Origin of the sequence: Moraxella sp. CTOTU46934 (genome assembly GCF_031979465.1) — a bacterium.
Lineage (GTDB): Bacteria > Pseudomonadota > Gammaproteobacteria > Pseudomonadales > Moraxellaceae > Faucicola > Faucicola tetraodonis.
Genome location: NZ_DALZEG010000009.1, coordinates 38,199 through 65,069, shown reverse-complemented (window position 1 = coordinate 65,069; position 26,871 = coordinate 38,199). Strand labels below are relative to the sequence as shown.

At 44.6% G+C, this 26,871-nt stretch carries 24 protein-coding genes and 2 tRNA genes; 11 read left to right on the top strand and 15 right to left on the bottom strand.

Going from position 1 to position 26,871, the window contains the following annotated elements:
* Nucleotides 1-107: 107 nt before the first annotated feature.
* The 3 genes from RTN07_RS08225 to folD form a co-directional block, all read right to left on the bottom strand.
* Nucleotides 108-1,265 carry a beta-ketoacyl-ACP synthase III gene (locus RTN07_RS08225; RefSeq protein WP_188875005.1) on the bottom strand — a complete coding sequence of 386 codons (1,158 nt, stop codon included), beginning with the start codon at nt 1,263-1,265 and terminating at the stop codon, nt 108-110.
* Nucleotides 1,266-1,531: 266 nt separating this feature from the next.
* Complete coding sequence (locus tag RTN07_RS08220) at nt 1,532-2,242, bottom strand: class I SAM-dependent methyltransferase (protein WP_312177308.1); 711 nt, start codon at nt 2,240-2,242, stop codon at nt 1,532-1,534.
* Nucleotides 2,243-2,392: 150 nt separating this feature from the next.
* Complete coding sequence (gene folD / locus RTN07_RS08215; protein WP_036589930.1) at nt 2,393-3,262, bottom strand: bifunctional methylenetetrahydrofolate dehydrogenase/methenyltetrahydrofolate cyclohydrolase FolD; 870 nt, start codon at nt 3,260-3,262, stop codon at nt 2,393-2,395.
* A 223-nt stretch (nt 3,263-3,485) separates the two neighbouring features.
* Here folD and RTN07_RS08210 point away from each other — a divergent pair.
* Nucleotides 3,486-3,559: transfer RNA gene (locus tag RTN07_RS08210), tRNA-Cys, on the top strand.
* Nucleotides 3,560-3,737: 178 nt separating this feature from the next.
* Nucleotides 3,738-3,824, top strand: a tRNA-Leu gene (locus RTN07_RS08205).
* Nucleotides 3,825-3,935: 111 nt separating this feature from the next.
* On the opposite strand, the gene tfpB is transcribed toward RTN07_RS08205, so the two are convergent.
* The 3 genes from tfpB to RTN07_RS08190 form a co-directional block, all read right to left on the bottom strand.
* The gene (tfpB, locus tag RTN07_RS08200) at nt 3,936-5,708 is read right to left on the bottom strand and encodes a type IV pilus assembly ATPase TfpB (RefSeq protein WP_312177304.1); all 1,773 of its coding nucleotides are present in this window, start codon (nt 5,706-5,708) and stop codon (nt 3,936-3,938) included.
* 172 nt (nt 5,709-5,880) lie between these two features.
* On the bottom strand, nt 5,881-7,350 hold the full coding sequence (locus RTN07_RS08195) for a DHA2 family efflux MFS transporter permease subunit (RefSeq protein WP_312177302.1): 1,470 nt from the start codon (nt 7,348-7,350) through the stop codon (nt 5,881-5,883).
* 185 nt (nt 7,351-7,535) lie between these two features.
* Nucleotides 7,536-9,179: an ATP-binding cassette domain-containing protein gene (locus RTN07_RS08190; RefSeq protein ID WP_312177300.1), complete on the bottom strand. Its 1,644-nt coding sequence runs from the start codon at nt 9,177-9,179 to the stop codon at nt 7,536-7,538.
* 141 nt (nt 9,180-9,320) lie between these two features.
* Here RTN07_RS08190 and RTN07_RS08185 point away from each other — a divergent pair, with 141 nt between their 5' ends.
* Both RTN07_RS08185 and vapC read left to right on the top strand, forming a co-directional pair.
* The gene (locus tag RTN07_RS08185; RefSeq protein ID WP_060994389.1) at nt 9,321-9,524 is read left to right on the top strand and encodes a type II toxin-antitoxin system VapB family antitoxin; all 204 of its coding nucleotides are present in this window, start codon (nt 9,321-9,323) and stop codon (nt 9,522-9,524) included.
* Complete coding sequence (gene vapC, locus RTN07_RS08180; RefSeq protein WP_007114941.1) at nt 9,521-9,931, top strand: type II toxin-antitoxin system VapC family toxin; 411 nt, start codon at nt 9,521-9,523, stop codon at nt 9,929-9,931. Before RTN07_RS08185 ends, vapC begins: the two co-directional genes overlap by 4 nt.
* A 1-nt stretch (nt 9,932) precedes the next feature.
* On the opposite strand, the gene RTN07_RS08175 is transcribed toward vapC, so the two are convergent.
* The 8 genes from RTN07_RS08175 to prmB form a co-directional block, all read right to left on the bottom strand.
* The gene (locus tag RTN07_RS08175) at nt 9,933-10,955 is read right to left on the bottom strand and encodes an ABC transporter permease (RefSeq protein ID WP_312177298.1); all 1,023 of its coding nucleotides are present in this window, start codon (nt 10,953-10,955) and stop codon (nt 9,933-9,935) included.
* Nucleotides 10,955-12,004: a microcin C ABC transporter permease YejB gene (gene yejB / locus RTN07_RS08170; RefSeq protein WP_312177296.1), complete on the bottom strand. Its 1,050-nt coding sequence runs from the start codon at nt 12,002-12,004 to the stop codon at nt 10,955-10,957. Before yejB ends, RTN07_RS08175 begins: the two co-directional genes overlap by 1 nt.
* A 34-nt stretch (nt 12,005-12,038) precedes the next feature.
* Nucleotides 12,039-12,839 carry a hydroxyacylglutathione hydrolase gene (gene gloB / locus RTN07_RS08165; protein WP_312177294.1) on the bottom strand — a complete coding sequence of 267 codons (801 nt, stop codon included), beginning with the start codon at nt 12,837-12,839 and terminating at the stop codon, nt 12,039-12,041.
* A gap of 14 nt (nt 12,840-12,853) precedes the next feature.
* A complete protein-coding gene (locus tag RTN07_RS08160) occupies nt 12,854-14,746 on the bottom strand; it encodes an extracellular solute-binding protein (RefSeq protein WP_312177292.1) in 1,893 nt (630 codons plus the stop codon).
* Between the two features lie 143 nt (nt 14,747-14,889).
* Nucleotides 14,890-15,993, bottom strand: coding sequence for a 3-phosphoserine/phosphohydroxythreonine transaminase (gene serC, locus RTN07_RS08155; protein ID WP_312177290.1), 1,104 nt, complete (start codon nt 15,991-15,993; stop codon nt 14,890-14,892).
* Between the two features lie 121 nt (nt 15,994-16,114).
* Entirely contained in the window at nt 16,115-16,981 is an 867-nt protein-coding gene (locus tag RTN07_RS08150; RefSeq protein WP_312177288.1) for a hypothetical protein, read from the bottom strand.
* A 75-nt stretch (nt 16,982-17,056) separates the two neighbouring features.
* A complete protein-coding gene (aroC, locus tag RTN07_RS08145; protein ID WP_312177285.1) occupies nt 17,057-18,160 on the bottom strand; it encodes a chorismate synthase in 1,104 nt (367 codons plus the stop codon).
* Between the two features lie 140 nt (nt 18,161-18,300).
* On the bottom strand, nt 18,301-19,359 hold the full coding sequence (gene prmB / locus RTN07_RS08140) for a 50S ribosomal protein L3 N(5)-glutamine methyltransferase (protein ID WP_409418180.1): 1,059 nt from the start codon (nt 19,357-19,359) through the stop codon (nt 18,301-18,303).
* A gap of 650 nt (nt 19,360-20,009) precedes the next feature.
* Here prmB and RTN07_RS08135 point away from each other — a divergent pair.
* Nucleotides 20,010-21,497, top strand: a complete 1,488-nt coding sequence (locus tag RTN07_RS08135; RefSeq protein ID WP_312177282.1) for a L,D-transpeptidase family protein — start codon at nt 20,010-20,012, stop codon at nt 21,495-21,497.
* A 136-nt stretch (nt 21,498-21,633) separates the two neighbouring features.
* On the opposite strand, the gene RTN07_RS08130 is transcribed toward RTN07_RS08135, so the two are convergent.
* Entirely contained in the window at nt 21,634-21,855 is a 222-nt protein-coding gene (locus RTN07_RS08130; protein WP_099808263.1) for a hypothetical protein, read from the bottom strand.
* A 411-nt stretch (nt 21,856-22,266) separates the two neighbouring features.
* Between RTN07_RS08130 and RTN07_RS08125 the strand changes: the two genes are divergently transcribed.
* From RTN07_RS08125 to alr, 6 genes are all read left to right on the top strand, one after another.
* Complete coding sequence (locus RTN07_RS08125) at nt 22,267-22,734, top strand: hypothetical protein (protein WP_312177278.1); 468 nt, start codon at nt 22,267-22,269, stop codon at nt 22,732-22,734.
* Nucleotides 22,735-22,879: 145 nt separating this feature from the next.
* Entirely contained in the window at nt 22,880-23,308 is a 429-nt protein-coding gene (rpsF, locus tag RTN07_RS08120) for a 30S ribosomal protein S6 (RefSeq protein ID WP_007114929.1), read from the top strand.
* 15 nt (nt 23,309-23,323) lie between these two features.
* Nucleotides 23,324-23,551: a 30S ribosomal protein S18 gene (gene rpsR / locus RTN07_RS08115; protein WP_036594162.1), complete on the top strand. Its 228-nt coding sequence runs from the start codon at nt 23,324-23,326 to the stop codon at nt 23,549-23,551.
* A gap of 15 nt (nt 23,552-23,566) precedes the next feature.
* Nucleotides 23,567-24,025 (top strand): 50S ribosomal protein L9, encoded by a 459-nt coding sequence (rplI, locus tag RTN07_RS08110; protein WP_312177276.1) that lies wholly within the window; start codon nt 23,567-23,569, stop codon nt 24,023-24,025.
* A 274-nt stretch (nt 24,026-24,299) separates the two neighbouring features.
* The gene (dnaB, locus tag RTN07_RS08105) at nt 24,300-25,721 is read left to right on the top strand and encodes a replicative DNA helicase (RefSeq protein ID WP_312177274.1); all 1,422 of its coding nucleotides are present in this window, start codon (nt 24,300-24,302) and stop codon (nt 25,719-25,721) included.
* Nucleotides 25,722-25,748: 27 nt separating this feature from the next.
* Entirely contained in the window at nt 25,749-26,834 is a 1,086-nt protein-coding gene (alr, locus tag RTN07_RS08100; protein WP_312177273.1) for an alanine racemase, read from the top strand.
* Nucleotides 26,835-26,871: the final 37 nt, after the last annotated feature.

Sequence of the window (26,871 nt, the reverse complement as noted above, 5' to 3'; positions counted from 1 at the left end):
TTAATTTACTTAATTTAGGGCTTAAAAATAGAAAATGGCAAAATAATCGGATATTTTGCCACATTTTGGGGGGATTTGCATGGGTTTCGTGAGAGGCAATAAAAAGCTTAGACTTTTTTGACCAACACCCCCCCAATTGAGTAACCTGCGCCAAACGAGCAAATCACCCCCAAATCACCCGATTGCATATTTTCTTGGTGCTTGTGAAACACAATCATGGGACTGGCTGAGCTAGTATTGGCATATTCTGCTAATACCATAGGCGCAATCGACTTATCCGCTTCTTTGCCCAACACGGTGCGTAAAATCAAATCAATCATGTTGGCATTGGCTTGGTGTAGCCACATTTTTTTGAGCTGTTGTGGCTCAACGTGGTTTTTATGGAGCAGTTCAAGGATTAAATTGGACACGGCAGGACACACTTCACGAAATACTTTGCGACCTTCTTGCAAGAACAATTTGTCGGTCACAGGCGCGTCGATATCAGGATACATCGGCGTGCCAGCGGCTAAGAATTCACTGCGATCCAAAAAGCCGTATTCATTTTTAATATTGGTTGAAAACTGGGTAAACAGATGACTATCTAAAATTTCATAGCCTTTGGGTGTGGCTGTTTTTTCGTCAATCTCTTCGATAATCGTCGCCGTTGCCACATCCCCAAAGATAAAGTGGCTGTCACGGTTGCGCCAGTTGAGGTGCGCTGAGGTAATTTCGATATTGACCATGGCGACACGTTTGGCAGTGCCAGATTTGATCAGACCGACCGCTTGGGCGATACCAAAGGTTGCTGCACTACAGGCGACGTTCATATCAAAGCCAAAACCGCCTTGCATACCAATGTATTGTTGGATTTCGATGGCGATGGCAGGATACACGCGCTGGAAATTTGAACAAGCAACAATAATACCGTCTAAGTCTTTACCTTGTAAACCTGCATTGTCCAGTGCTTGTTTGAGTGCATCTAGACCCATTTCTGCCATGATGGACATCTCTTCACCAAGCTTGCGATAAGGAATCACAGGCGCCATGATATCGGGGTTCAAAATGCCGTCTTTTTCCATCACATAGCGGGATTTGATACCTGAGGCTTTTTCGATAAATTCAGCCGTCGAGTGCACAAGTGCCGTCTTCTCACCACGGGCGATGGCATCGGCATTTTTGGCATTATAGTTATCAACATATTGGTTAAAAGTAGCGACCAACTCTTCGTTACTGATGCTATAAGGCGGGGTATATAATCCTGTGGCAGTGATACAAATACTCATATTAGGATTCCTTTTCTAAACGTAAAACGGGAAGGTAATCATCTAGCTGTCGTCATCAATAATGATGCCGCGATGCATGACATCGGGAATGGTATTGAACAAACAGATGATTAAAAATAGGGGTGTGGCTTATTATGCCTTGAAAATAGCGATAATGCGATAACTATGTTACAAATTATTTCATAGCCTTAAAAATATAGAAAGCAAAGTCGAGGGTTTTTTGTGAGCATACACTACCTATACTGCTGTTCCCTGCTATTTCTGAGTTAATCCGTACTGCGATAAAGCACTACTTGGTTAAACTGCTTGGCTTCATCCATATCGGGCAAGGTGGTTGTGTTATCCAACGTCGTTACCTTGTGGTAGCGCGGGTGAGCAAAGTTTTTGACGCGGCTATCAGCCACCCAAACATCATGCGCGTATTGTAAGAACACATCTAATAACGGCAAGTTGGCTTTGTCATACAGCACATCCGCGACCAACAGCACATCGACTTTATCCATGCCCAATTGCTGTTTTAACTCAAATAAATTATCTAGCAGTTCAGCCGTTACCCCATTTAATTGCGCATTGGCTTGGCAGCTAGTTAGGCTCACGCTATCAATATCACAGCAAATGACTCGTTTGGCACCGGCCATTTTTGCGGCAATACCGACAATCCCCGACCCTGCGCCAAAATCCATCACCACTTTATTGCGCACCATCTGTGGCTGCTGCAAAATATACTGCGCCAATACTTGCCCGGACGCCCATGCAAACACCCAATATGGACAATTATTCCACAGATTTTCTATCACCGCTGGCGTCAAATCTTCATGACAAAAATCTGGATCAATAAGCCATAAATAAAAAGGTTGATTCGGCTTAGATAATAATGGCACGTATGTCTTGGCAAGATTAGCGCTAGGCAACACTTGCTGCAATGCGGTAATCAGTTGGTGAAAAACGGTTGATGGGTCAGAAGTATTTGATGGCATTGAAGTTTTATAGGGCGAATTTTTATAAGCGGAAGTTTTAACAACAGTCACGTAAAGATTTCCAGTCATAAGTCATGGTAAAAAAATGAATACAAAAAAAATGTACAAAAAAAGGAAGCTTCAAACACTTCCTTTTTTAATTCAAATCCATTATTTTGCTGCTGCTTTTTCTGCCGCTTCTACCGTTTGACGGATGAGTGTATTGATGGTCATTGGACCTACGCCACCTGGCACTGGGGTATAACTTGAGGCAATAGCTTCGATACCTGTCAGCTCAATATCACCCACGCCACCGCTCGTGCCATCCGCATGGGTGCGCGGATGAAACCCTGCATCGACCACCACGGCGCCCGATTTAATCCAATCTTTTTTGATAAGTTCTGGTTTGCCGACAGCACCCACCACGATATCCGCTTGTTTGACCAATTCTGCCAAGTTTTGGGTACGTGAGTGGCAAATGGTCACAGTACAGTTGGCATTTAATAGCATCATCGCCATCGGTTTACCCAAAATCGCGCTACGACCCACGACCACCGCATGCTTACCAGCAAGCTCAACGCCGTTTTTTTCTAATAAATACATAATGCCTTGCGGGGTGCAAGAACCATACGCAGGCTCGCCCATCGCCATATTGCCAAAGCCTAAACAAGTCACGCCATCCACATCTTTTGCCAGTGCAATGGCATCAAAACAGGCACGCTCATCGATTTGGCTGGGCACAGGGTGTTGTAGCAAAATCCCATGCACGTCTGGATTGTTGTTAAGCTCGGCAATTTTTGCCAATAGTTGCTCGGTGGTGGTGGCTTGTGGCATGGCAACTTTTAAGGAATCCATACCCACACGTTGACAGGCATTGCCTTTCATTTTGACATAAGTTGCAGAGGCAGGATCATCACCCACCAAAATCGTTGCCAAAATCGGCGTGCGTCCAGAGTCTTGTTTTAACTTGGCAACCCGCTCAGCAAGTTCAGCTTCCATTTGTTTGGCATACGCTTTGCCATCTAAAACTGTCGCAGTCATGGTGGTTCCTCAATCAATAACGAATCGGTCAACAAAAAGTCGGTTAGCAAAAAATTTGCGTTATTTTAACCGATTTTGCGGTGTGATAACATCCATTGAAAATGTTTAACCGCTAAATTAGCGCTCGAATGCCCTTCACCATCCTTCATTACATTGCTCAAATGGCTAAAAAAGTCCTTGCACTTTTAAAAATTTTTGCTATCATAGCAAACCTAAATGAAATGGCTGGGTAGCACAGTGGCCATGCATCGGATTGCAAATCCGCGGACGCCGGTTCGATTCCGGCCTCAGCCTCCATTTTCATTTTGCGGTACTATTATTTTTTTATTATGGGTGTTTTGTTATTACGAGTCAGCAATAAACGCGAAAAAATATCGTAAAAAATTGCTTGCAAAGTTAACAAAACTGATTATAATAGCACCCACTTCTGACACAGACACCACACGACGCCAAGCGTCAGTGCTGTGACTACCCTGCCCGGGTGGTGAAATTGGTAGACACAAGGGATTTAAAATCCCTCGCTCTTACGAGCGTGCCGGTTCAAGTCCGGCCCCGGGCACCATTGATTAAGCCTAAACTTTTACGTTTAGGCTTTTTTGTTGCCGGTTATTTTTGAATTTTACCTGTTGCTTTTCAAATTTTACTTATTGTCTTTCAAATAATGGGTAGCCGCCTAAGTTAACGGCACCACTCTCATCACTTCTTCAAACGTGGTAATACCTTCGGCAATCTTTTTCGCGCCTGCCAGTCTTAACGGCTGCAACCCATCTTGGTAGGCTTTTTGCGCGATTTGCGACAAGTCAGCGCCTTCGCCAATCAATTTTTTAAGCGTATTACTGAGCACCATGATTTCATACAGTCCCACTCGCCCAAGATACCCGGTATTACGGCAATGTTCACAGCCAACGGCATGATTGATGCTATCTGGGGCTGCGGCTTTCCAAGGACTGACTAACGCCTGCCAAGTCTGCTGCTCAATGTCATTCATGGGTTTATTGGATTTACAATGCGGGCAAAGGGTACGCACCAAACGCTGTGCCATGATGCCCAAGATGGTCGCTGAGGTTAAAAACGGCGCCACGCCCAAATCATGCAGCCTTGTTAACGAACTGGGTGCATCATTGGTATGTAAAGTCGATAACACCAAGTGCCCAGTCAGCGAGGCTTGTACCGCCATTTCTGCGGTTTCGGTATCGCGAATCTCGCCAATCATGATGATATCGGGGTCTTGACGCATCAACGAGCGAATACCGTCAGCAAAGGTCAAATCAATATTGTTTTGAATTTGCATTTGGTTAAACGACGGCTCCACCATCTCAATGGGGTCTTCGATGGTACAGACATTGACTTCTTCTGTCGCCAGTTTTTTGAGGGTACTGTACAGCGTCGTGGTTTTACCCGAGCCTGTCGGACCTGTGACCAAAATAATGCCATTAGCTTTACGGGTCATGTCATCCCATTTTTGCAAATCTCGCCCTGTCAGCCCCAACTGTTCAAAAGAGCGCACCAGTACTTCTGGGTCAAATACCCGCATCACCAATTTTTCGCCAAACGCAGTGGGGAGCGTCGATAACCGTAGCTCGGTTTCTTGACCTTTAGGGGTACGGGTTTTGAGCCGTCCGTCTTGCGGTTTACGTTTTTCAGCGACATTGAGTCTTGCTAAAATTTTTATCCGAGCCACTACCGCGGTCATAATCCCAGTCGGCATTTGATAAACGGTATGCAAAATACCATCGATACGAAATCGCACGTTGCTTTTATCTCGGCGCGGCTCTAAGTGAATGTCACTGGCACGTTGGTCGAAGGCGTACTGTAATAACCAATCGACAATTTTGACGATGTGTTGGTCATTGGCATCGGGGTTTTCAATATTGGCGGCATTGCCCAGTTGTAATAACGCTTCGACATTGGTGATATCGGCATCCGCGCGTTTTTGCTGATGGTTTGCCCCCGCAATGGCTTTGGTGACTTGATAAAATTCTTGGCGATAGCGGTTGATTTGCTCGGGACTGATTAATACGGTTTTGATTTTTTTGGGCGACACGATATGCGCAATATTGAGCTGCCAATCTTGATAAAATGGCTGGTCAGTGCCGATTTCCACCGTATCTTGGGTGACGGCGACTGGCAAAATGTGCTGCGAGCGCGCATATTCAAATGACATAATCGATGTCACTGAGGGCACATCGGTTTTCAGCGGGTCAATACGTACATAATCAACGCCTGCTTTTTGTGCCAACCAGCGATTGAGCTGGTCAAGACTGAGCGCCATGTGCGTGGTTTTATCGACCAGATGAAAGCCTGCAATCACTTGCAGGGGATGCAAGGTTTTGCGGTTATGGGTCATCACCAAATTATAATCACGTTGGTCAATGATGTCATCTTTTAGCAGTTCATCAAGACACCAACGGGTATCAATTATCATTGAAAAAGCATTGGAGAGCATAGGTTTTCCAAAACGATTGCGCCAATAGAATAGCAATTAGGGACAATCGGGTTAAAGGATTAAAATTATCATAAAAATAAGTGAAATAAATCACCACGCTATCTATCGGTATGGCTTGGCAACCTATATCGACAACATGGTATCGACAATATGGGCAAGAGTACAAGGGCGACTACTGGTATAGTCCTTTGCCATCAAATCGGTGCAACCGCAAAAAATACAGCCCAGATAAAATCGTCATGATACCCAAAATGATAAAACTGTATGAAAATGCGGTTTGCGTCTGTGCCAGCGAGGCGCGAGCGGGCGTCAGTAAATGTAGCAGCATCGCCCCAAAGCCAATCCCAAAACTAATCGCCAACTGTTGGTTGACCGACAATAAACTATTGCCACTGCTGGTTTGACTTGGGCGAAGCCGTGCAATACTGATGGTGTTCATCGTGCTAAATTGTAGCGAATTACACGCTCCCATAAAAGTCAAAAATGGCACACTTAACCAAATCGGCGTGGTTTGATTAAGTTGTGATAGCAACATGATATTGACGCCAATCAACAAGGTATTGCCCACCAATGTTTTACGATAGCCAAATCGCTTCACAATACGCGTGACTAGCGGCTTGGTCAACAGCGCGCCCACCGCAATCGGTGCCAACATCCAACCCGCTTGTGACGGCGAATAACCCTGCACCACTTGCAGCAGTAGCGGCAGTAGAAAAGGAATCGCACTCATCCCCAAACGGGTCAGCAAATTGCCAACGATGCCCACGCGAAAGGTACGCACTTGAAACAAATCCAAGCCAAATAGCGGTTGTTGTCCATTACGCGATTCTGAGTATTTGGCGTGATAATAATAGCCAATAAGCAGCATAAACGCCAATAAAGCAACCATCACGGGAAAAACCGCTGAAGCCAGACTATCGGCATGAATGTTATTGGCAAACTCGAGCGCAAAAGTAAAGCTTGCCATCGCGCCACCAAACAGCAAGAACCCAAGCAAATCCATGCTGGGATTGCGCTGTAGATAGTTGGGCATCAGTTTCCACCCTGCCCACATCCCCAATGCCCCCATGGGAATATTAATCAAAAAAATCCAATGCCAGCTTGCAAGCTCCACCAAATACCCCCCGACCAAAGGTCCAATCACTGGCGCAATCATCGCAGGCATCACCGCATAATTCATCACCGACAGCATACGCTCTCGCGGATAGCTTTTGATCAGCGTTAACTTGCCCACAGGCATGAGCATCGCACCGCCCAATCCTTGCACCACGCGAGAAAAAATTAGGCTATTGAGCGTTGGTGACACCGCACACATCATCGAGCCTGCGGTAAACACGCCAATTGCCACCATAAAGGTGGTCTTAGTGCCATATTTATCAGCAATAAAACCACTAATCGGGGTAAAAATTGCCAAAGTGAGCGCATAGCTAATCACCGTCCACTGCATTGATAACGCAGGCTGACTCAAATCATGCGCCATCGCAGGCAAAGCGGTATTGAGCACCGTTGAGTCTAAAATTTGCATAAACAAGGCGATTGCCACCACGATTGGCAAATATTTGGTTTGCGCGGGGGTCAAGGCAGCTATAGCAAATACGTCATGCTGTGGCTTTTTGTCTTCGGTAATGATGGAATTTGGCATGGTTAACTTTTAACAATTGCTAAAGGGCTGTAGTGAAGTGCATGTAATCAAGTCGCTGTATAAGTGCTTGTAATAAAATCACTAGGGTTAAATGAGTAGGGTAAATTGGCTATAACCAAGCAAACTTATATAACAACGTGGTTCACGATAATTGTTAACTTTCTAATGTTTTGACAGCAAACCCGCTAGTTTTTACCGCTGTGCGCAATTAGAGCAGTTACATAGTAATTCTGTGGTTGGCTGAAGATATTGTCTGTCGTATCATACGCTTGTGTTTCGCCATTTTTCAATACCAGTATCGTTTGGCACAATGCCTTAACCACCTGCAAATCATGGCTGATAAAAATATAGCTTAAGCCAAATTTTGCTTGAATATCTCGTAATAACTTGACCATTGCGACTTGGGTGCTGCTATCAAGCGCCGATGTGGGCTCATCGAGTAACAAAATTTTGGGCTTCATCACCAATGCCCGCGCGAGTGCCACCCGCTGACGCTGACCGCCTGAAAGCTCATGCGGATAACGACTGATAAAATCTCGTGGCAACCGCACCGTGTCTAAGGCTGCTAACACGGCTTGTTCACGCTCCGTTTTTGCCATACCTTGAATGGTTAGCCCTTCTTCAATTATCTCAAACACACTAAATCGTGGATTGATACTGGCATACGGGTCTTGAAATACCATTTGAATATCTGAGCGATACGGCAAAAAGGCTTTATTCGACAACGCTAAAACGTCCGTCATGTGAGCATTGGCTGACAGCAAAATCTGACCTTGCACCTTGGCAGCATTCGCCAATAATTTGATGAGTGCCAAAGCCGTGGTGGTTTTGCCAGAACCAGACTCGCCCACTATACCCAAGGATTGACCTTGCGTAAGGGTCAAATTTAACCCTTTAACCGCCTCAAACCATTGGGTGGTTTGACCCAATATGTTGTTTTTTTGGGGAAAAGCAATGGTTAACGCTTTAACTTCCAAAACACTGGGTGAATTGGCAACGATTGGCAAGCTTTGTCCAAAATCTTGATAAATCAAAGATTTCGTATAGTCATGTTGCGGCTGGTCAAAAATCGCTTGGGTTTGCCCTTGTTCCATCACCTTGCCTTGTTGCATGACGATGAGGTTGTCGCTGTAGCGTTTGACAAGGTTTAAATCATGGCTAATCAAAATCATCGCCATGCCGCGCTCGTGTTTTAGCCGATGCAGTAAACCCAAAATCTCATGGCGTAAAGTCACATCTAGGGCGGTGGTTGGCTCGTCTGCGATAATAATGTCAGGGTCTTGCGCCAGTGCCATCGCTATCATGATACGCTGTCGTTGTCCACCCGAGAGCTCGTGCGGATAGCGGGCAAGTTTGCTTTCAGGGTTGGCAATGTTGACTTGGGAAAGCAGCTCTAGGGTATGCTGTCGCCAGTGTTTTTTTGCCACGCCAGCTAGACTTAACGATTCGGCGATTTGTTTGCCCACCGTGTGCAAGGGGTTTAAGGCGGTCATGGGCTCTTGAAAAATCATGCCGATGCGTTTGCCACGGATTTGGCGAAAGATATTTTCGTTTTGTTTGGTCTCATTTTTATTGCTTAGGCTATTTTTTTCAATCGGTAAAATGACTTCTTGTTCTTTTTTTTGGTCAAATAAAATGGCTTGTCCTGTGATACTGAGGCTATTTGGTAAAAGTCCGAGTAAGGCAAGGCTTGAGAGGGATTTGCCCGAGCCTGATTCGCCAACAATGGCGAGGGTTTCGCCTGTGTGCAGGGTGTAGGATAGGTTATCGACCAGCGTTTGGGTGGCGGATTTAATGGTTAGATTTTTGACTTTGAGTAACTCGTTCATTTATCATTTCCTTGAATGGTTAAACTTTTATCCGTATGCACGAGCGTCCCCGCCACAAAACCTGAACTCATATTTTTATCCTTTTAACTATTTATTAAAATGTGTATAATATCAAAGAATCATACACAAAGGCGAAATGATATGCGAACTAACATCATAATAGATGACAATCTAATGCAACAGACCCTACAAGCCACAGGCATTAAAACTAAAAAAGAAGCCGTCGAACAAGGGCTAAAGCTACTCTTGCAAAAAAGCCAACAACAAAAAATCCGTGACTTACGGGGCAAACTGCATTGGGAAGGCGACTTATCCGAAATACGTAAAACAGGTGTCGAAGCGTGAACTTGCCTATCATCGCTGATACTAGCGTTTGGATAGACTATTTTAACGGTCATTCAACACCTCACACCGATTTTTTGGACACGCAGCTTGAGGCAAGTAATGTGGCGATTTTTGACGTGATTTTGATGGAAATTTTGCAAGGTTTTCGCCTTGATACAGACTACAATCAAGCCAAAAATGCCCTTGATAGTTTATTATGTTACGATATTTTAAACCAACAAAATGCGATTAAATACGCTGATTATTACCGCCAATTACGCAAGCAAGGCATTACCATTCGTAAAGCCAATGATGTGATGATTGCTAGTTTTTGCGTTGAACATCAATTACCCCTGTTATTTTGCGATAGGGATTTTATTCCGTTTACTCAGCATTTTGGGTTGATTGCTGCATTGAATTTTAGTTAATTCAAGACTGCCGTGGGTCAAACGCATCTCGCAGCGCTTCCCCAATAAAAATCAGCAGCGACAACACAATCGTTAAACTAAAAAACCCTGCCAAAGCGAGCCACGGTGAATCCAAATTATCTTTTCCCTGTGAGATTAGCTCCCCCAAAGACGGCGACCCTGCAGGCAAGCCATAGCCCAAATAATCGAGCGTGGTGAGTGCCGTGATATTTGCCGTCAAAATAAACGGCAGCTGCGACAGGCTTGACGACATTGCATTGGGCAAAATATGGCGAAACATAATTTTGGCATCTGAAACCCCCATCGCTTTTGCCGACCGCACATAATCAAAATTTCTCGCTCGCAAAAACTCAGCACGCACCAGACCAACGAGCCCCATCCAGCCAAAGAGCAGCATTAAGCCAAACAACACAAACACGCTTGGGCTAAACAGACTGACCAAAATAATAATCATAAACAGCTGTGGTAAACCGCCCCACACTTCCATCAACCGCTGACCCACCAAATCTGTCCAGCCGCCAAAATACCCTTGCACCGCCCCCACCGCAATGCCAATAATTGACCCTGCCACCGTCAACGCCAACCCAAATAATAGCGATACACGCAAACCATACAATACCCTTGCCAGCACATCTCGACCTTGGTCATCGGTACCGAACCAGTTTTGGGCATTGGGCAGCGCAGGAAAAGGCACCGAGCGCATGACACTTGGCGTTTGGTCGGCAAACGGTATCATAGGCTCAATCATATAGCCATGTTGGTTGATTAGGTCTTTGACTACAGGGTCTTGGTAGTTGGTTTCGGTTTCGAACACACCGCCAAAGGTGGTTTCGGGGTAAGACTTGACGATGGGAAAATACCACTGATTTTGATAATTAACCAGTATCGGCTTGTCATTGGCGATAAGGTTTGCCCCCATGCAGGCAAGGAAAATCAGGCTAAACATGATGAGCGAAAAAAATCCCAACCGATTACGCCGAAAGCGGTGAATGCGTGCTTGCCAAACAGGATGTTTTATCAGCATTAGCGACCCTCAAAATCAATACGGGGATCAATGAGATGATAAGTCACATCACTTATCAACTGCAAAATCAGCCCCATCAAGGTAAAAATAAACAACGTGCCAAAAATCACCGGATAATCGCGTTGCCCAATCGCTTCAAACCCCAGTCGTCCCAAACCATCCAAATTAAAAATTACTTCAATCAAAAAATTGCCGGTAAAAAATATTCCTACAATCGCCGACGGCAAGCCTGCAATAATAATCATCATCGCATTGCGAAATACATGACCGTATAGCACTTTTTTTTCGCTTAACCCTTTACTGCGAGCAGTCAACACGTATTGTTTGTTCAATTCTTCCATAAAACTAAACTTGGTCAAATACGCCAGTCCCGCAAACCCGCCTATCGTGCTTGCCGTGATGGGCAATGCCAAATGCCAAAAATAATCTTTGATTTTGCCAAACGTGGACAGCTTATCAAAATTCTCACTCACCAAGCCTTGTAGCGGAAAAATCTGCCAATAACTTCCCCCTGCCAACATCACCAGTAACACCACCGCAAGCACAAACACAGGCACGGCATAACTCACCGCAAGCAGCAACGCGGTGGTTTTATCCATCAGTGAATTATGGCGTCTGGCTTTGGCAATCCCAAGCGGCACAGCGATTAGATAAATCAGTAGCGTACTCCAAAGCCCTAGCGAAATCGACACGGGCATTTTATCCAAAATCAGCTCGCCCACCGGTTTGCCTTTAAAAAATGAGGTACCAAAATCGCCCTTGGCATAGCTTGTCAGCATGAGCCAAAACCGCTCGAGCGCGGATTTATCAAAGCCGTATTGTTTTTTGATAGCCTCGACCATGTCGGGCGATAAACCGCGACTGCCTTGATAAGTGGTCGTTGACAGTTGGGTTTGGGTGGCGCCCTGTTTTTGTTCTGCTTCAATTTGGGATATTTTTTGCTCGACAGGACCGCCAGGGGCAGATTGGACAATGGCAAAATTGGTGAGCAGAATCAAAAACAAGGTGGGGATGATTAACAACAGCCGTTTAAGAATATATTTGCCCATGGTTATCCCTCATTATTAGCCTCAATTGTTAGCCTTAAAAGTTATTCTTTATTTGACGTAAGGCTTTAAATATCTCAAACGGGCTGTCATCCTCAATTCCTGTCTGCGTTTGTACGGTTTTTATCATTTCATCACTGGGTGCAATCACCGCACGCATAAATGGATTGATGGCTTTTTCATCGGCTAACGAGGTTGGCAAGGTTGGCGTATTTTGCTCGCGTAACTCACTGTCATGCGCTATTGCCTGTGCAATGGCTGGGTTATTGGGCTCGATAAACTGAGCAAAGTTAAGATTTGATAAGGTATACTCATGGGCAGGATAAAATAGCGTTTCATCGTCATGTAACTGTGCAAAACGGTCAAAGCTTTCAAACAACGTCTCAATCGTGCCTGTGAAAACACGGCCACACCCTGCCCGAAATAGTGTATCTCCACAAAAAATATGCAGACGGTTATCAAGCGTCACTAAGTACGCTAAATGATTTTCGGTATGCCCTGCCACCTGCCACACCTGCACAGGACTGCCCCAAGCGGTTAATTCGAGCCCTTCAGCGACAGGGATTAAATGCGTGGCATTGATTAGCGGGTGAATATTGGCATGGGCAAAAACTTGGGCATTTGGAAACGCATTTGCCAATGCTGTGACGCCGCCGATGTGGTCGCTGTGATGATGGGTTACCCATATTTGGGTGATGGTTAGATTTTCACGGTTTACAAACTCTAAAACAGGCTTGTCATCGCCAGCATCAACAATAATCACTTCTTGTGTTTCATCATTGATAATCGCCCAAATGTAGTTGTCCGTGAAAGCTGGGATTGGGTGGATTTTTAGCATGGTTTTATTCCTTATTATTTTCCTAAATACTGCATGACTTGTGCTTGTTTGTCTTTGTTCGCCCACCAATAATCGATGCCGATGGCATTGCTTGGCAGCGGCGCATGCTCATAAAATTTCCAATACGCCACATTGTCAGTATGCTTGCCATAAGTTGGCACGACATAATAGCCCGCCCGTAGCAGACGGTCTAATACTTTGCTGTATAGCACAATATCGTCACGATTCTTTGACACTATGAGTTTGGCAATCACCGCATCAATGGCTTTGTTTTTGATACCCGCCGAGTTTTGGTTGCCTTTTTCGTCTGCGGCTTGTGAGCCCCACATATAGGTTTGCTCGGCGCCAGGTGACAAACTTTGGGCAAACATATCGATAATCATGTCGTAGTCGTATCTGCGAGTGCGCTCTAGGTACTGGGGCACATCGGCTTGGCGAAAGCTTGTTTCAAACCCGAGCCGCTGCAGGTTACGTAAAAAAGGTAGCACAATGCGCGCATTCTTGTCATCGGCGGATAAAAATTCCAGTTTGGCGGGCTGACCATTGGGCTGATACAGTTTCATATTTTGGTATTTAAAACCTGCTTGCAGCAGCAATTCACGCGCTTTTAATAAATTTTCTCGATTAAAGCCATCGCCAGTTGATTTGGGGGCTTGCCAATCGCTTAAAACAGCCTGTCTTTGAATAGGCTCAAGGTCAGATAATAGCGGATTGATAACCGCCAGCTCTTGGGGCGTTGGCGTGCCGGTGGCGGCAAGCGCTGACCCATGAAAAAAGCTTTGCAAGCGTTCATACTGCCCATAAAACATGGTTTTATTGAGCCATTCAAAATCATACGCCAGTGTCATCGCTTGGCGCACCCGAATGTCTTGAAAAATCGGTCGGCGCAAATTCATCACAATCGCTTGCATCGGTACGGGGTTGTTATTGGCGATTTGCGCTTTGGTAATCATGCCTGCTTTGACGGCAGGAAAGTTATAACCCGTTGCCCATGTCCGCGCTTTGTTTTCGGCACGGAAAAAATATTCGCCGGATTTAAAGCCTTCAAATGCCACTTCGGGGTTTTGATAATACACATACTTAATTTGGTCAAAATTATAACGACCGACATTCACCACCACGCCTGCGTCAGGTTTGGCGCCCCAATAATTGGGGTCGCGCACATAGGTAATGGCGCGTCCTGCATCGATTGTGCCGACTTTATACGCGCCACTGCCCATCAGTGGCGTCAGTCCGACTTTATCAAAATAGCCATCAATCGATTTTTTTGACCAAATCGGCATTTGCGCCACGGTCAGTTTGATTTCTTGGTTGTCTTTAGATTTAAAAATAAATTTGACGGTTTGTCGATCTATCACTTGGGTCTCTTTGACATCGGATAGATAGCTACGCATACTCATCACGCCTTTTGTGAGCAGTGCATCCATACTGGCTTTGACATCTTGCGCAGTCACAGGCGTGCCATCCCAAAAATAGGCTTTAGGGTTGATGTGATAGATAACCCAGCTTGGGTCATCTGGGTCATAAGTGACTTTATCCGCCAGTAGTGGGTACTGCACAAACGCTTCAGAGAGCGAGCCTGTCATCAAACTTTCAAACAAATAATCGGTGCCGGTCACAGGGGTACCGACATCAATCCATTTATTAATGCTGTCAAAGGTGCCGATGGCAGATAGGCTCAACACACCGCCTTTGGGGGCGTTGGGATTGGCATAGGGTAAATGAGAGACATGGGCAAATTGTGCGGTGCTGTTGTGAGCGATAGATGTGCCAGTGATGATAGCAGTATTGGCAGCAGAGGCTACCACTAATAAGCCCAGCACCCAGCATTTTTTGCCAAATGTCTGGCGAGTGATTGCCCTCATCCAGTGGGCTGGTTTTATCGCCCTGTCTTTTTTCACTTGCATCCCCCTGACCCCTTCAACTATTTTTCAAAAACCCTTGGTATTGCTAGCTGTTATCTCTCATATGCCCCACACCCGCTAACTATAAAAAAGACTTAACAAGCATTTTATGTTAAGTCTTAATGTAGCACGATTATTAAATCTTTTTATACGCTAGTTTGTTCAAACTGCTGCATAAATTTGATTAACTTTTCAATGGTCGCCAAATCAATCGCGTTATAAATACTGGCGCGCATGCCGCCCACTGTACGGTGCCCTTTAAGATTCAACAATCCGGCTTCGTCGGCTTTAGCTAAGAAGGTTTTATCAAGTTGACTATCTGCCAAGGTGAAGGGTACATTCATGATTGAGCGGTTGTCTTTGTTGACAGGGTTTTGGTAAAAATCGCTTTGGTCGATAAATTCATACAGCTTTTGCGCTTTTAACAAATTTTGTTGATAGATTGCCTCGACACCCCCTTGCTCAAGTAACCACTCAAACACCAAACCTGCCAAATACCAAGAAAAAGTTGCTGGGGTATTGACCATCGAATCATTATCGGCTTGGTTTTTATAGTCCAAGATACTTGGGCAAACTAAGTTGGCATGACCGATCAAATCATCACGGACAATCACAAGCGTCAAACCCGCAGGACCGATATTTTTTTGTGCACCTGCATAAATCAGTCCAAATTTTGATACATCTATTGGGCTAGATAGGATGCAAGATGACATATCCGCCACGATGGGTACATTGACCGCTGGCACATCAAACATCGCCAAGCCATTAATGGTCTCATTGGGGCAATAATGGAAATAATCGGCGTTGTCATTAAGTTGCCAGCTATCACGTGGAGGGACAATAGTATAGTTGCTGTCTTTGGCAGAAGCGACGACATTGATTTTGCCTAGCCCCGCTTGCTCATAGCGTTTGGCTTCGCTGATGGCTTTTTTAGACCAAATGCCGGTGTCTAAATAATCAGCCTCCCCTTTGAGTAAATTCAATGGAATGGCTGAAAACTGCAAGCTTGCGCCACCTTGCAAAAATAGCACTTTATAATTGTCAGGAATGTTCATCAGCTTGCGCAAATCCTGCTCGGCTTTTGAGGCAATGCCCACAAATTCACTGCTACGGTGGCTCATCTCCATCACCGACATGCCTGAGCCCTGCCAATTTAACAATTCGGCTTGCGCTTTTTGCAGCACTGCAGTCGGCATAGATGCTGGGCCTGCACAAAAGTTAGCAACACGTTGATCAAAGCTGACACTCATAGCACGTTCCTTTTTATCGTGTGAAATGTTATCGTGTGAAATGAAATAAAAAAATACTTTACCACAATATGGCTAGTCGATGAATCATAAAGATAAGTCATCAATCGGCAGCTCATTGGGTTTAACGGGCTAGCAACTGCCAAAGTTGGCGTTTTAGGCGATAATCATCGAGCATATCTACTAGATACGGCAGACGCTGTATCGGTTGTTCATCTAGACAGTCAGGCAATGGCGTCAATGCCCCCACCTTGGGATTGCCTTGATTAATACGATATAAAAATCCTGAAAACCCTGCGACTGCCATCGGGTAGCTGCTCATTAATTGCACCGTGGCTTTGGGTAAATTCTGGCTATCGGTAAGCAAGGGAAAGTTAAAAAAATGCACTGATGCTTTTAACCCACTGATGATTTGTTGCCATAACTGCTGTTGGCGGCTGTCCGTCTGCAAAAAATGACTGTCAACCACCAGTGTCCACTCACCCCCCACTATCGCCTGCACATCAAAACTGGCAGTGAGCAATTCATCATTGATCTGTTCATTATTGAATAGCTCATCACTCTGCCCGGGATTACTGTACCTATCATTATTTGGCGCAAGGTCGCTTTTTAAAGGTGAATAATGGGGTAAAGATGAATCGTTGGGTAAAGGTACATCATGCGGGTGAAAATCTGCCAGACTCGCTGGCGGTAATTTTACTGCGCTCTCAATGGCATCATCCGCAATAACAGGATGATTGATGTCTGGGGTTTTTTCAATGGGCGCAAGTTCGCTAGTTGACCCAGTTTGAGATGGTTGTAACTGCTGTGGCATGGCAGCAAGGGTCTCAACCGCTTGATAGGAAGAAACAACCTCAAAATCTTCTAGATTATCAAACGTTTTGACAGGGCAATCTTGGCGCACCCAACGCGTAACACCCATCTGCGCCAGTATTTCGCTTTGCCAGGCATCGTACTGCTGCTCATCAAGGGTAAGGTCAGATACAGTCATACCAATGTTAACTCAAGTTGAATGGGGCAACGGATTATAGCAACCTTATGGCAACCAAATACCCCTATTAAAAAATTATACAATCGGGGTGAGCGGCACAGTGACATCTGCATTTTGCCCACGATGACGCAGATAATGGTCTAACAGCACAATGGCAAGCATGGCTTCTGCTATCGGCGTAGCACGCACACCGACACAAGGGTCATGCCGCCCTTTGGTTAGCATCTCTACTGCATTGCCGTGAATATCAATACTTTGACCCGGGGTGGTGATACTGGCAGTAGGTTTTAGCGCAATACTTACTACAATCGTCTGACCCGATGAAATCCCCCCTAAAATTCCCCCGGCATGGTTGGCATTAAAGCCGTCCAAGGTTAACTCGTCGCGAGATTCATGCCCAAACTGTCCCGCCACTGCCATGCCATCGCCAATTTCAACGCCTTTGACTGCATTGATGCTCATCATCGCATGGGCAATATCCGCATCAAGCCTGTCAAACACAGGCTCACCCAATCCCACCGGTACACCCGATGCCAATATGGTAAGCTTTGCGCCACAGCTTGTTCCTTGCTCACGGCATTGGGTAATCAGCTGCTCAAACTTTGGTAAGGCGTCTATATCCGCACAAAAAAATGGGTTGCTGTTGACAAATTCCCAATCAATCGTATTTTCAGGTATCTGTTTGGCAACCACATTACCAATCTGGGTCACATAACCGCGAACTTCTACCCCTAGCCGTTGTTTCAAATATTTCTTGGCAATCGCGCCCGCTGCCACTCGCATTGCCGTTTCACGCGCTGATGAGCGACCACCGCCACGATAATCGCGAAACCCATATTTCATGCTATAAGTATAATCGGCATGATTGGGACGAAAGGTGTCTTTAATATCGCTATAATCTTTGGATTTTTGGTTGGTATTGCGAATCAACAGCCCGATAGAAGTGCCTGTCGTTTTACCCTCAAACACGCCAGAGATAATTTCAACTGCATCGTCTTCACGGCGCTGGGTCGCAAATTTTGAAGTACCGGGCTTACGACGATCCAAGTCAATTTGCAGATCTGCTTCGGTTAAAGGCAACCCTGGTGGCACACCGTCAACGATTGCCATGAGTCCTGCACCATGTGATTCGCCACAGGTGGTGACGGTAAAAACTTGCCCGATGGTATTGCCTGCCATTTACGCTCCGCTTACTATTTCATGAATGCTTGCAAATAAAATAATAGATTTGTTGCACCCTGTTCATATATTGTTTTTTTAGCCAATATCTAACTCATTAAATCAACAAGTTAAAGATAGCAACCCTAAACAACCGCTTACTAAGAAACACTCACATACTGCTCAAAATATGCCCGATTTTCCATCAATTCATCATAATCCATGGCAAAAATCCCATGTCCGCCATGCGCAAAGGTTAACCAATCAAACTGAATTTCAGGATAGGCTTGGCGTAGTGCCCATTCACTATCCCCCACCTCGCACACCAGCAAGCCGTCACGAGTCAGATAATCTGGGGCGTTGTATAAAATATGATGCACCAAATCCAAGCCATCTTGTCCCGCTGCCAACGCATGGTCTGGCTCATGCAAGAACTCGGGTGGTAAATCTGCCATCGTTGCCGCATCGACATACGGCGGGTTGGTCACAATCAAATCATATTGATTTTCTGCAGGCACTTTTTCAAATAAGTTTGACTCAATCAAATTGACCTGATGGTTCATGTGGTGATGTTCCACATTGACCGCTGCCACTTCTAGCGCGTTCTTGTCGATATCACTGGCATCGACCATTGCATCAGGGAAACGGCTTGCCAAGGCAATGGCAATACAGCCTGACCCTGTACACAAATCAAGCATACGCTCTGGTTGTGCTAATTGTTTATCATACAATCCGTGGTCATGAAATTTTTTGTCATTAGTAGGGCCACTGATTTTTTCAACCAAATCATTCGGCTCAAAATAGGGATAAAACTGCTGGCGAATCAGCTCAGCAATGGGCGAGCGTGGAATCAATACCCGCTCATCCACATAAAATGGCAAATCGCAAAAATAAGACAAATTAATTAAATAACTCAAAGGTTTACGTTCAACGATACGGCGCTGCAACAATGTCAATACTTCTGATTTTTCGCTATTGGTCAGGCGACAATCTAAAATTTGCTCATCGGCAGACCAATCAAGCGACAAGGTTTGTAGCACAATGGCAGAAGCTTCAGCAAACTCATCTGTGGTACCTTGCGCGACTACCACATCATGCTCGCGTAATTTACTGACTCCAAAACGGATAAAATCGCGAATCGTTTTTAGGGTTTGGTGGGCTTCAGCAAACTCTTGCTGCATAGTGTCAAAGATGTCATCTGACTCAGTTTCTTTATCCATATCAAGTGCTTGCAAATCGATTTGCAAGTCATCAAAATTTTGTGAATCTTGACGTTGGTCAAAAGATGGCGTGTGAGAAACATTGGCTGATGCAAATGGCGATGATGACATAGTGGTTAACCTAAAAAATTTTGAATTAAAATTATAATATACTTTGATTTTTTTACAAATTATTTAACGAGCTAAAGTTATTTAACAAGCTAAAGGGTCACAGATTTGCACCGTTGAATGTTTAATCATTGAGTTATCCAATAAACATTGCAAGCATGCCTATTGCAAACAGTGCAAAACATTTTAAACCCTTTTTTGCCTTAACCTTGCTATAAAAATACCGCTTGGTTAAAAAATTTTACCATTGTCTATGATGCGATTTGTTAATGTTAGACTTAAAGCATGTAAATTCGCCTCTGGGACAATTTATCTATACAACAATTTAACGGCGTAAAAATTAAGTGTGTAGCGAGGTTTCAGAGCGCAAGGTTGTTAAACGCCTTGGCAAACGCTACTTAGATTGTCGTGCTGCCAACAAATGAGCCATTGCCTGAAAAGTTGGTTTTTATAGTATAATTACTGCCAATTTATGCTTTTATTGTACGTTATTTATATTGTCCCTTATTTTTATTTGTTATTGCCGATTATTGAGTCAATCTATGAAAAAATTTGTATTATCTACCCTAGCTTGTCTGATTGCCAATCAAGCATTTGCAGCCACCAACACGGTCTCAGACACCACTACCGCCAAAACGGCACCCGCCACCAAAGCTGTTACCAAAACAACGACAACGACTAAAACTGCCACAACTAAAACTGCCACAACTAAAGCGGCCAGCGCCTCTACCGCAGCTGCGACTGCTAAAGAAACTACTACCGATAGTAAAACGGCTAAAAATCCGCAACCCAAAACCGCGACTGCTACTGCTAAAAAATCGCAACCAGCCAAGTCCGCAGCTAGCGTCACACAATCTACCACCACGCCGAAACTCGCCTCGGCTACTGCGGTGACGGCGGCAAAACCAACGCCAGCAGCAACCGATATCCCTTTGACCGCAATCCCAGCCACCACCACGGCATTAGGCATTAAAGAAGATGCCACCCAAACAGGTATCGATAGTGACTATACTTCGGGTGCAGGTGTCGCAGGCGCGAGCTCTGAAGAAGTCAACAATACCACAACGGCTGCGCCAAATTTTGACCCGACAACAGTGGGTAACAATAAAACAGCAACAACACCTGCCAGTTTTTCTACCCTAAATTTGTCTGACTACGCACAGCTAGTCAATAGTGCCGACTGGAAACCTGGTCAAAATGTTAACTCAGCAACGACCTTAAAACTTCAAGCCTTGTTAGATTGGAATCATGCTTCACCGGGTCCGATTGATGGCGGCTGGGGTATGAATGCCAAAAAAGCGCTCAAAAATTTCCAAGCCATGCATGGACTACCCCAAGATGGTCGTATGAGCGCGGAAGTTTGGAAACTGTTAAATGAAAAAATTCCTGCCAATCAGCCTGTGTTGGTCGGTTATACCTTGACGCAAGAAGATATTAAAGGTCCGTATCAGCCAACACCGAGTGGTAGTGAAGCCAAATCTAAAATGAAAGGTCTATACTATCAAGACGTCCAAGAAATGTTGGCTGAACGTTTCCACATGGATATTCGCTATCTTAAAAAGCTTAATAGCGATAAAAAATTCACCGTGGGTGAAACCATCACCGTCTTTAACCCAGGCGCGCCGCTCAATGAGAAAATCACCCGTTTGGTTGCCAAAAAAGCCGACAATATCTTGTACGCTTATAATGGCGATAGATTAATTGCCACTTATCCTACCACGGTCGGTAGTAGTGATACACCGTCTCCTACGGGTACCTTTAGTATTGTCAATCGTGTTAAAAACCCTTGGTACCGCGCCACTAGCGGTGAAGGCAAAGATAAAAAAGTGTTTATGTTGCCGCCAGGACCCAACAGTCCAGTCGGTGTGGTATGGATGGGACTGAGTAAACCCTCATACGGCATTCATGGCTCGCCCGTTCCTGAAGGCATTAGCCGTCAAGCCTCGCACGGCTGTGTTCGCTTAACCAACTGGGATGTGCTTGAAGTGTATGCCAATGTTGATACAGGTACCAAGGTAGATTTACAGTAGCTGTTGAGCTACAGCGTTTAGCACCGTAGTCTAGCGTGAGTGCTACACTTTTAACTTTATTAGCCATAAAAAAACCGCTTAGCTATTATTAGTTAAGCGGTTTTAGTGATTTTAGTTATTTATCTAGCGTACTTTATTATCGCGCAACTGGGGTTACTGGGGTTTTGGCAATATTCAGTGTTTGCATTTTTTTGGCGACAATCCATGCAATTGGGATAGATAGGATTAAGCCAACAATCGCTGTGGCTATAATGTGTGGAATTTGGTCAAAACCAGTTACCAACGCAATTGTCATTAGAACACCGATAGTCACACCAGAAGCGATTGTAAAAATTGCGCTAAATAATTGCCAGTTCATAACAACTCCTTATCATTGCGTAAATAGATGTATTTGTTAGGTATAGTTATAGTCCAATTCCACACTCAAAACAAGGAAAAAAAAGATTAAACAAATGCACAACCTAAAACAATTGGTTATCAATTCCACATTTTTAGTAAGGTTTAATTTGAATCAAATTTATTGAGAAATCTAAAAAACTCGCGTTTTTTTCCGATTAATATCATCGATATCGAGGAATTTAATTGGCTTTATAAACATTGATGAAAAAAAATCCCACGCAGTTTTTTAAGTTTAATGGCACATTTTTTAGTAACCATGACCCAATAACAGGGCTTGGTTAAAAAATTTGGGTAAAAAAATTTTCTATAATCTGCTATGTTAGCGGTGTTTATCAATTGTTTAACACAATAAAGGACAGGAGTATTTAGCATGCACCAACAATTTTCTTTTTTTGCCGCTATTAAGCTATCTACTAAACGCCTAGCTATTAAACGCCAAGCTACTAAACGCATAGGAAGTGCCGCTGCAGTAATTGGCTCAGCCCTAGCCTTGGGCGGTTGCGCCTCTACCACAGGTAACGGCGTGATGGATGCTAATAGCACCATCGGCGCTGCCAACAATGTCGGCATGGCGATATTTAAAGCCGCGGTGAATCAACAATGCCAAACTCAATTACAAAATAACCAATACTGGCGCTTGGGCAGCGTATTGATGACTTCCGACAAGCAAGCAGAGGTAGCGAGCAATGTCTGTGGCTGCGTCAGCGAAAAAGCCCCGCAGTCCGTCACCATTGTCGATTTGACCACCGCAGCGGTTGACCCGACCGCGCGCAATGTCATTGTGGCGCGTGCGGTATCGAATACCTTACAGCAATGCGTGGGCGAATTTGTTAAGTAAATATTAACTTGCTACTGAGTGTGCGCTACTATATAATAGCGCACCTTGTTTATACCAATATAGTTAGATGATTCTAACTTAGGTGCATTCAATCTCCTTGCTGTTGACACGGGGTCAACGGCTGTTTAATCCGTGAGGAGTCTTTATGAGACATTATGAACTGGTATTATTGGTTCACCCAGACCAAAGCGACCAAGTGGTTGGCATGGTTGAGCGCTATATCAACTTAGTAAAAGAACAAGGTGGTGCTATCCATCGCCTAGAAGATTGGGGTCGTCGTCAATTAGCTTACCCAATCAACAAAGTTCACAAAGCGCACTATGTGCTATTAAACATTGAAGCGGGTCAACAAACGCTTGATGAGCTTGAAGAATTATTCCGTTATAACGATGCTATCATCCGTAGCTTAGTTATCCGTCGTGACGAAGCGATTACTGAAGAATCACCATTAGCAAAAAGTGCTGAAGAAAAACGTGCTCGTAAAGCTTCACGCCGTAACGATACAGCTCAAGATGACTATCAATCAAATGATGATGAGTCAGAAGTTGATGCTGAAGACAACAACGACGAATAATTAAGGAGACTAATCATGGCACGTTTTTATCGCCGCCGTAAATTTTGCCGTTTTACTGCTGAAGGCATTACCCATATCGATTATAAAGATATCGAAATCCTAAAACAGTATGTCACTGAAAGTGGCAAAATCGTACCAAGCCGCATCACTGGTACTTCAAATAAATATCAACGCCAATTGGCTGTAGCAATCAAACAAGCACGTTATCTTGCGTTGGTTCCTTACACTGACAGCCAAAAATAAACCGAGGAGTGATATATGCAAGTTATTTTATTACAACGTATCGCTAACCTAGGTAAACTAGGCGATACTGTTAATGTAAAAGCAGGTTACGGTCGTAACTTCCTTGTACCACAAGGTAAAGCATTACCAGCCACTGCTTTTAACATCGAAAAATTTGAAGCACGCCGTGCAGAACTTGAAAAAGTAGAAGCGGATGAATTAGCGGCTGCTAATGCCCGTGCTGAAGCGCTACAAGACGTCAATGTTATCATCCGTGCAAAATCAGGTGATGAAGGCAAACTATTTGGTTCTATCGGTACTCGCGATATCGCCGATGCCTTAACCAAATCTGGTTTACCTGTTGACCGTTCAGAAGTTAAATTGCCTGAAGGTGCATTACGTCAAATTGGCGAATATAATGTTGATATCCAATTACATCACGATGTAATGACCAACATCCAAGTCACTATCTTGGCAGAAGATTCAGCTGTTTAATTGATTGTTGACTTATCAAAAAGAGATGGCTTTGCTGTCTCTTTTTTTATTGTTTGCGGCTTAAAAAATTAACAAAAAAGCCTAAAATTCAAGCTGATTTCATTCAAAAAAATTGCCGTTTTTTTATATTTTTCTCATTAGAATTTGGATGGTTTTTTCGGTATATTGACTGTTCTATTTTGATGCGTGTGTTAGACTCACAATTTGCAACCGATAACTTTTAGCAAAATTTTGCCCTTTCAAACTATTTAAAATAACTTTATCACAGGTCATCATGGCAGACGATAAAACCAAAGAGAACGATCTTAAGAATACTTCGCTGACGCAGCACCAACCGCACAGTATGGATTTAGAAAAGTCCGTCCTGGCGTCACTGATGAGCCTTGAAGAGTCGTTTGATCGCATCTCAGATATTATTACCAAATATGATTTTTATGCACAGCGCCATCAATATATTTTTGATGCCATCTCTCATCTTGCCAATGCCAATGAGCCGTATGATGCCACCATGGTGATGGACTGGCTCGACATGCAAAAACTGCTTGAGCCTGCGGGGGGTAGCGATTATCTAGGCGATATCCTATCACAAAGCCCAGCGACGCTGTTTAACTTGACTGCTTATGCGCAGCGGGTCAGGGAATTTTCGACTTTACGCCAAATCATCAAAGCCGGCAGTCATATGCTAGAGCTTGCCTTTGACCCAAAAAATCAAAGTGTCAGTGATATTTTAGACACCGTTGAAAGCGAAATTTTTGCCATCAATGAAACCCATAGCCGCCAGTCAAAACACAAGGGTCCTACCCAACTAAGCGATGTTATCACCAATGTCGTCAATAATATCCGAGAACTTAAAGACCATCCTGAAGGTATGATTGGGCTTAAGACCCCGTTTGAAGAACTCAATAACAAAACCCAAGGGCTACAAGCGGGCGATCTCATTATCGTGGCAGCGCGTCCTTCGATGGGTAAAACCACATTTGCGATGAATTTGGCAGAGAGTATTTTATTTCATACCGATTTACCTGTGGTGGTGTTTTCAATGGAAATGCCTGCCGAGTCAATTGTGATGCGTCTATTGTCCTCTTGGGGGGCTATCAACCAAACGCATTTGCGCTCAGGTCAAATGAACGAAGATGAATGGGGTAAACTCTCCAATGCCATCGCCCATCTGCATGCTAAAAAACTGTATATCGATGACAGTACCGCGCTACCCCCATCTGAGGTTCGTTCGCGTTGTCGCCGTATTGCCAAAGACAATGATGGCAAACTTGGGATGGTAATGGTTGACTATCTACAATTGATGAAAGTCCCAGGCTTAGGCGACAACCGTGTGGGTGAGATTTCGGAGATTTCACGAAGCTTAAAAGCACTTGCGCGTGAGATGAATTGCCCTGTGGTTGCGTTATCACAGCTGAATCGAAGTTTAGAAAATCGACCCAACAAACGCCCGATTATGTCGGACTTACGGGAGTCGGGTGCCATTGAGCAGGATGCCGATTTGATTATGTTCATTTATCGGGATGAGGTTTATAATGAAAACAGCGATGCTAAAGGCACAGCTGAAATCATTATCGGTAAACAGCGTAATGGACCTATTGGGACAGTGCGCCTATCCTTTGAAGGGCAATTTACCCGTTTTGGTAACTTAACCCCTGAATTTTACCAAACCGCTTCCTTTAGCGAACCTGATGAATAAAAATTTTACTGCAACAAGGTCAAGATTGTGCGTCAAACCAGCATCACCATCGATTTAGCAGCGCTTAGCCATAACCTACAACGCGTCAAAGATTATGCCCCGACCGCCAAGGTATTAGCCATGGTCAAAGCCAATGCCTACGGGCATGGCGCCGTCAACTGTTTACCCGCCGTCGCACAAGCCGATGCCTTAGGTGTCGCTTGTTTGCAAGAAGCGATAGAACTACAACAGGCTGGCTGGCAAAAATTAATGGTAGTGATTGAAGGCGCGTTTTCATTAGCAGAATGGCAATATTGTATAACGCATCAAATCGAATGCGTGGTGCACCACCAACGCCAATTAGACTGGGCGTTGCAGCAGCCTGCTAAAACGGGCGCAACCGTCTGGCTAAAACTAAACACTGGCATGAACCGCCTTGGCTTTACATCGGGTGACATCAAGAAAATCGCCCAGCAATTAACTGAGGCAGGCTACGAGATTGTTTTGACCACCCATTTTGCCAACGCTGATGTCATCGATCATCCCAATAACCAACAACAATTTGAATTATTTGATTCAACCCTACAAATGCTACGTGAGCAAGTCAACCCAGCAATTAAAGGCTCATTGTGTAATTCAGCTGGGATTGTGAACTGGTCAGACCGCCATTACGATTGGGTGCGCCCAGGCATTATCTTGTATGGCGCAACACCTGTAAATCATGCCACTGCCAAACAGCTAAACCTGCAACCTGTCATGCATTTTAATGCCAGTATCATGGCAATTCATACGCTAAAAGCGGGCGATAGCGTGGGTTATGGTAGTCGCTGGACTGCCCAAGCCCAAGCGCGCATCGGCATTGTCAGTGTGGGTTATGCTGATGGTTATCCAAGGGTGATTAGCGATGATGCGTATGTCGTCGTCGCAGGTCAACAGGCGCCTATCATCGGTCGCGTGGCGATGGATATGTTGATGGTTGATTTAACCCATACTACTGAGGTAAACCTTGACTGCCCTGTCCAGCTTTGGGGTAACGCACCGAGCATTGATGAGGTGGGTAGCTGGAATGATACCATTAGCTATGAGCTGTTAAGCGTGGTCACCCGACGTCCAACGTGGATTTATCAGTCGTAACTGTTAACTATGTGACGGATGTTAAAGTGACACAAAT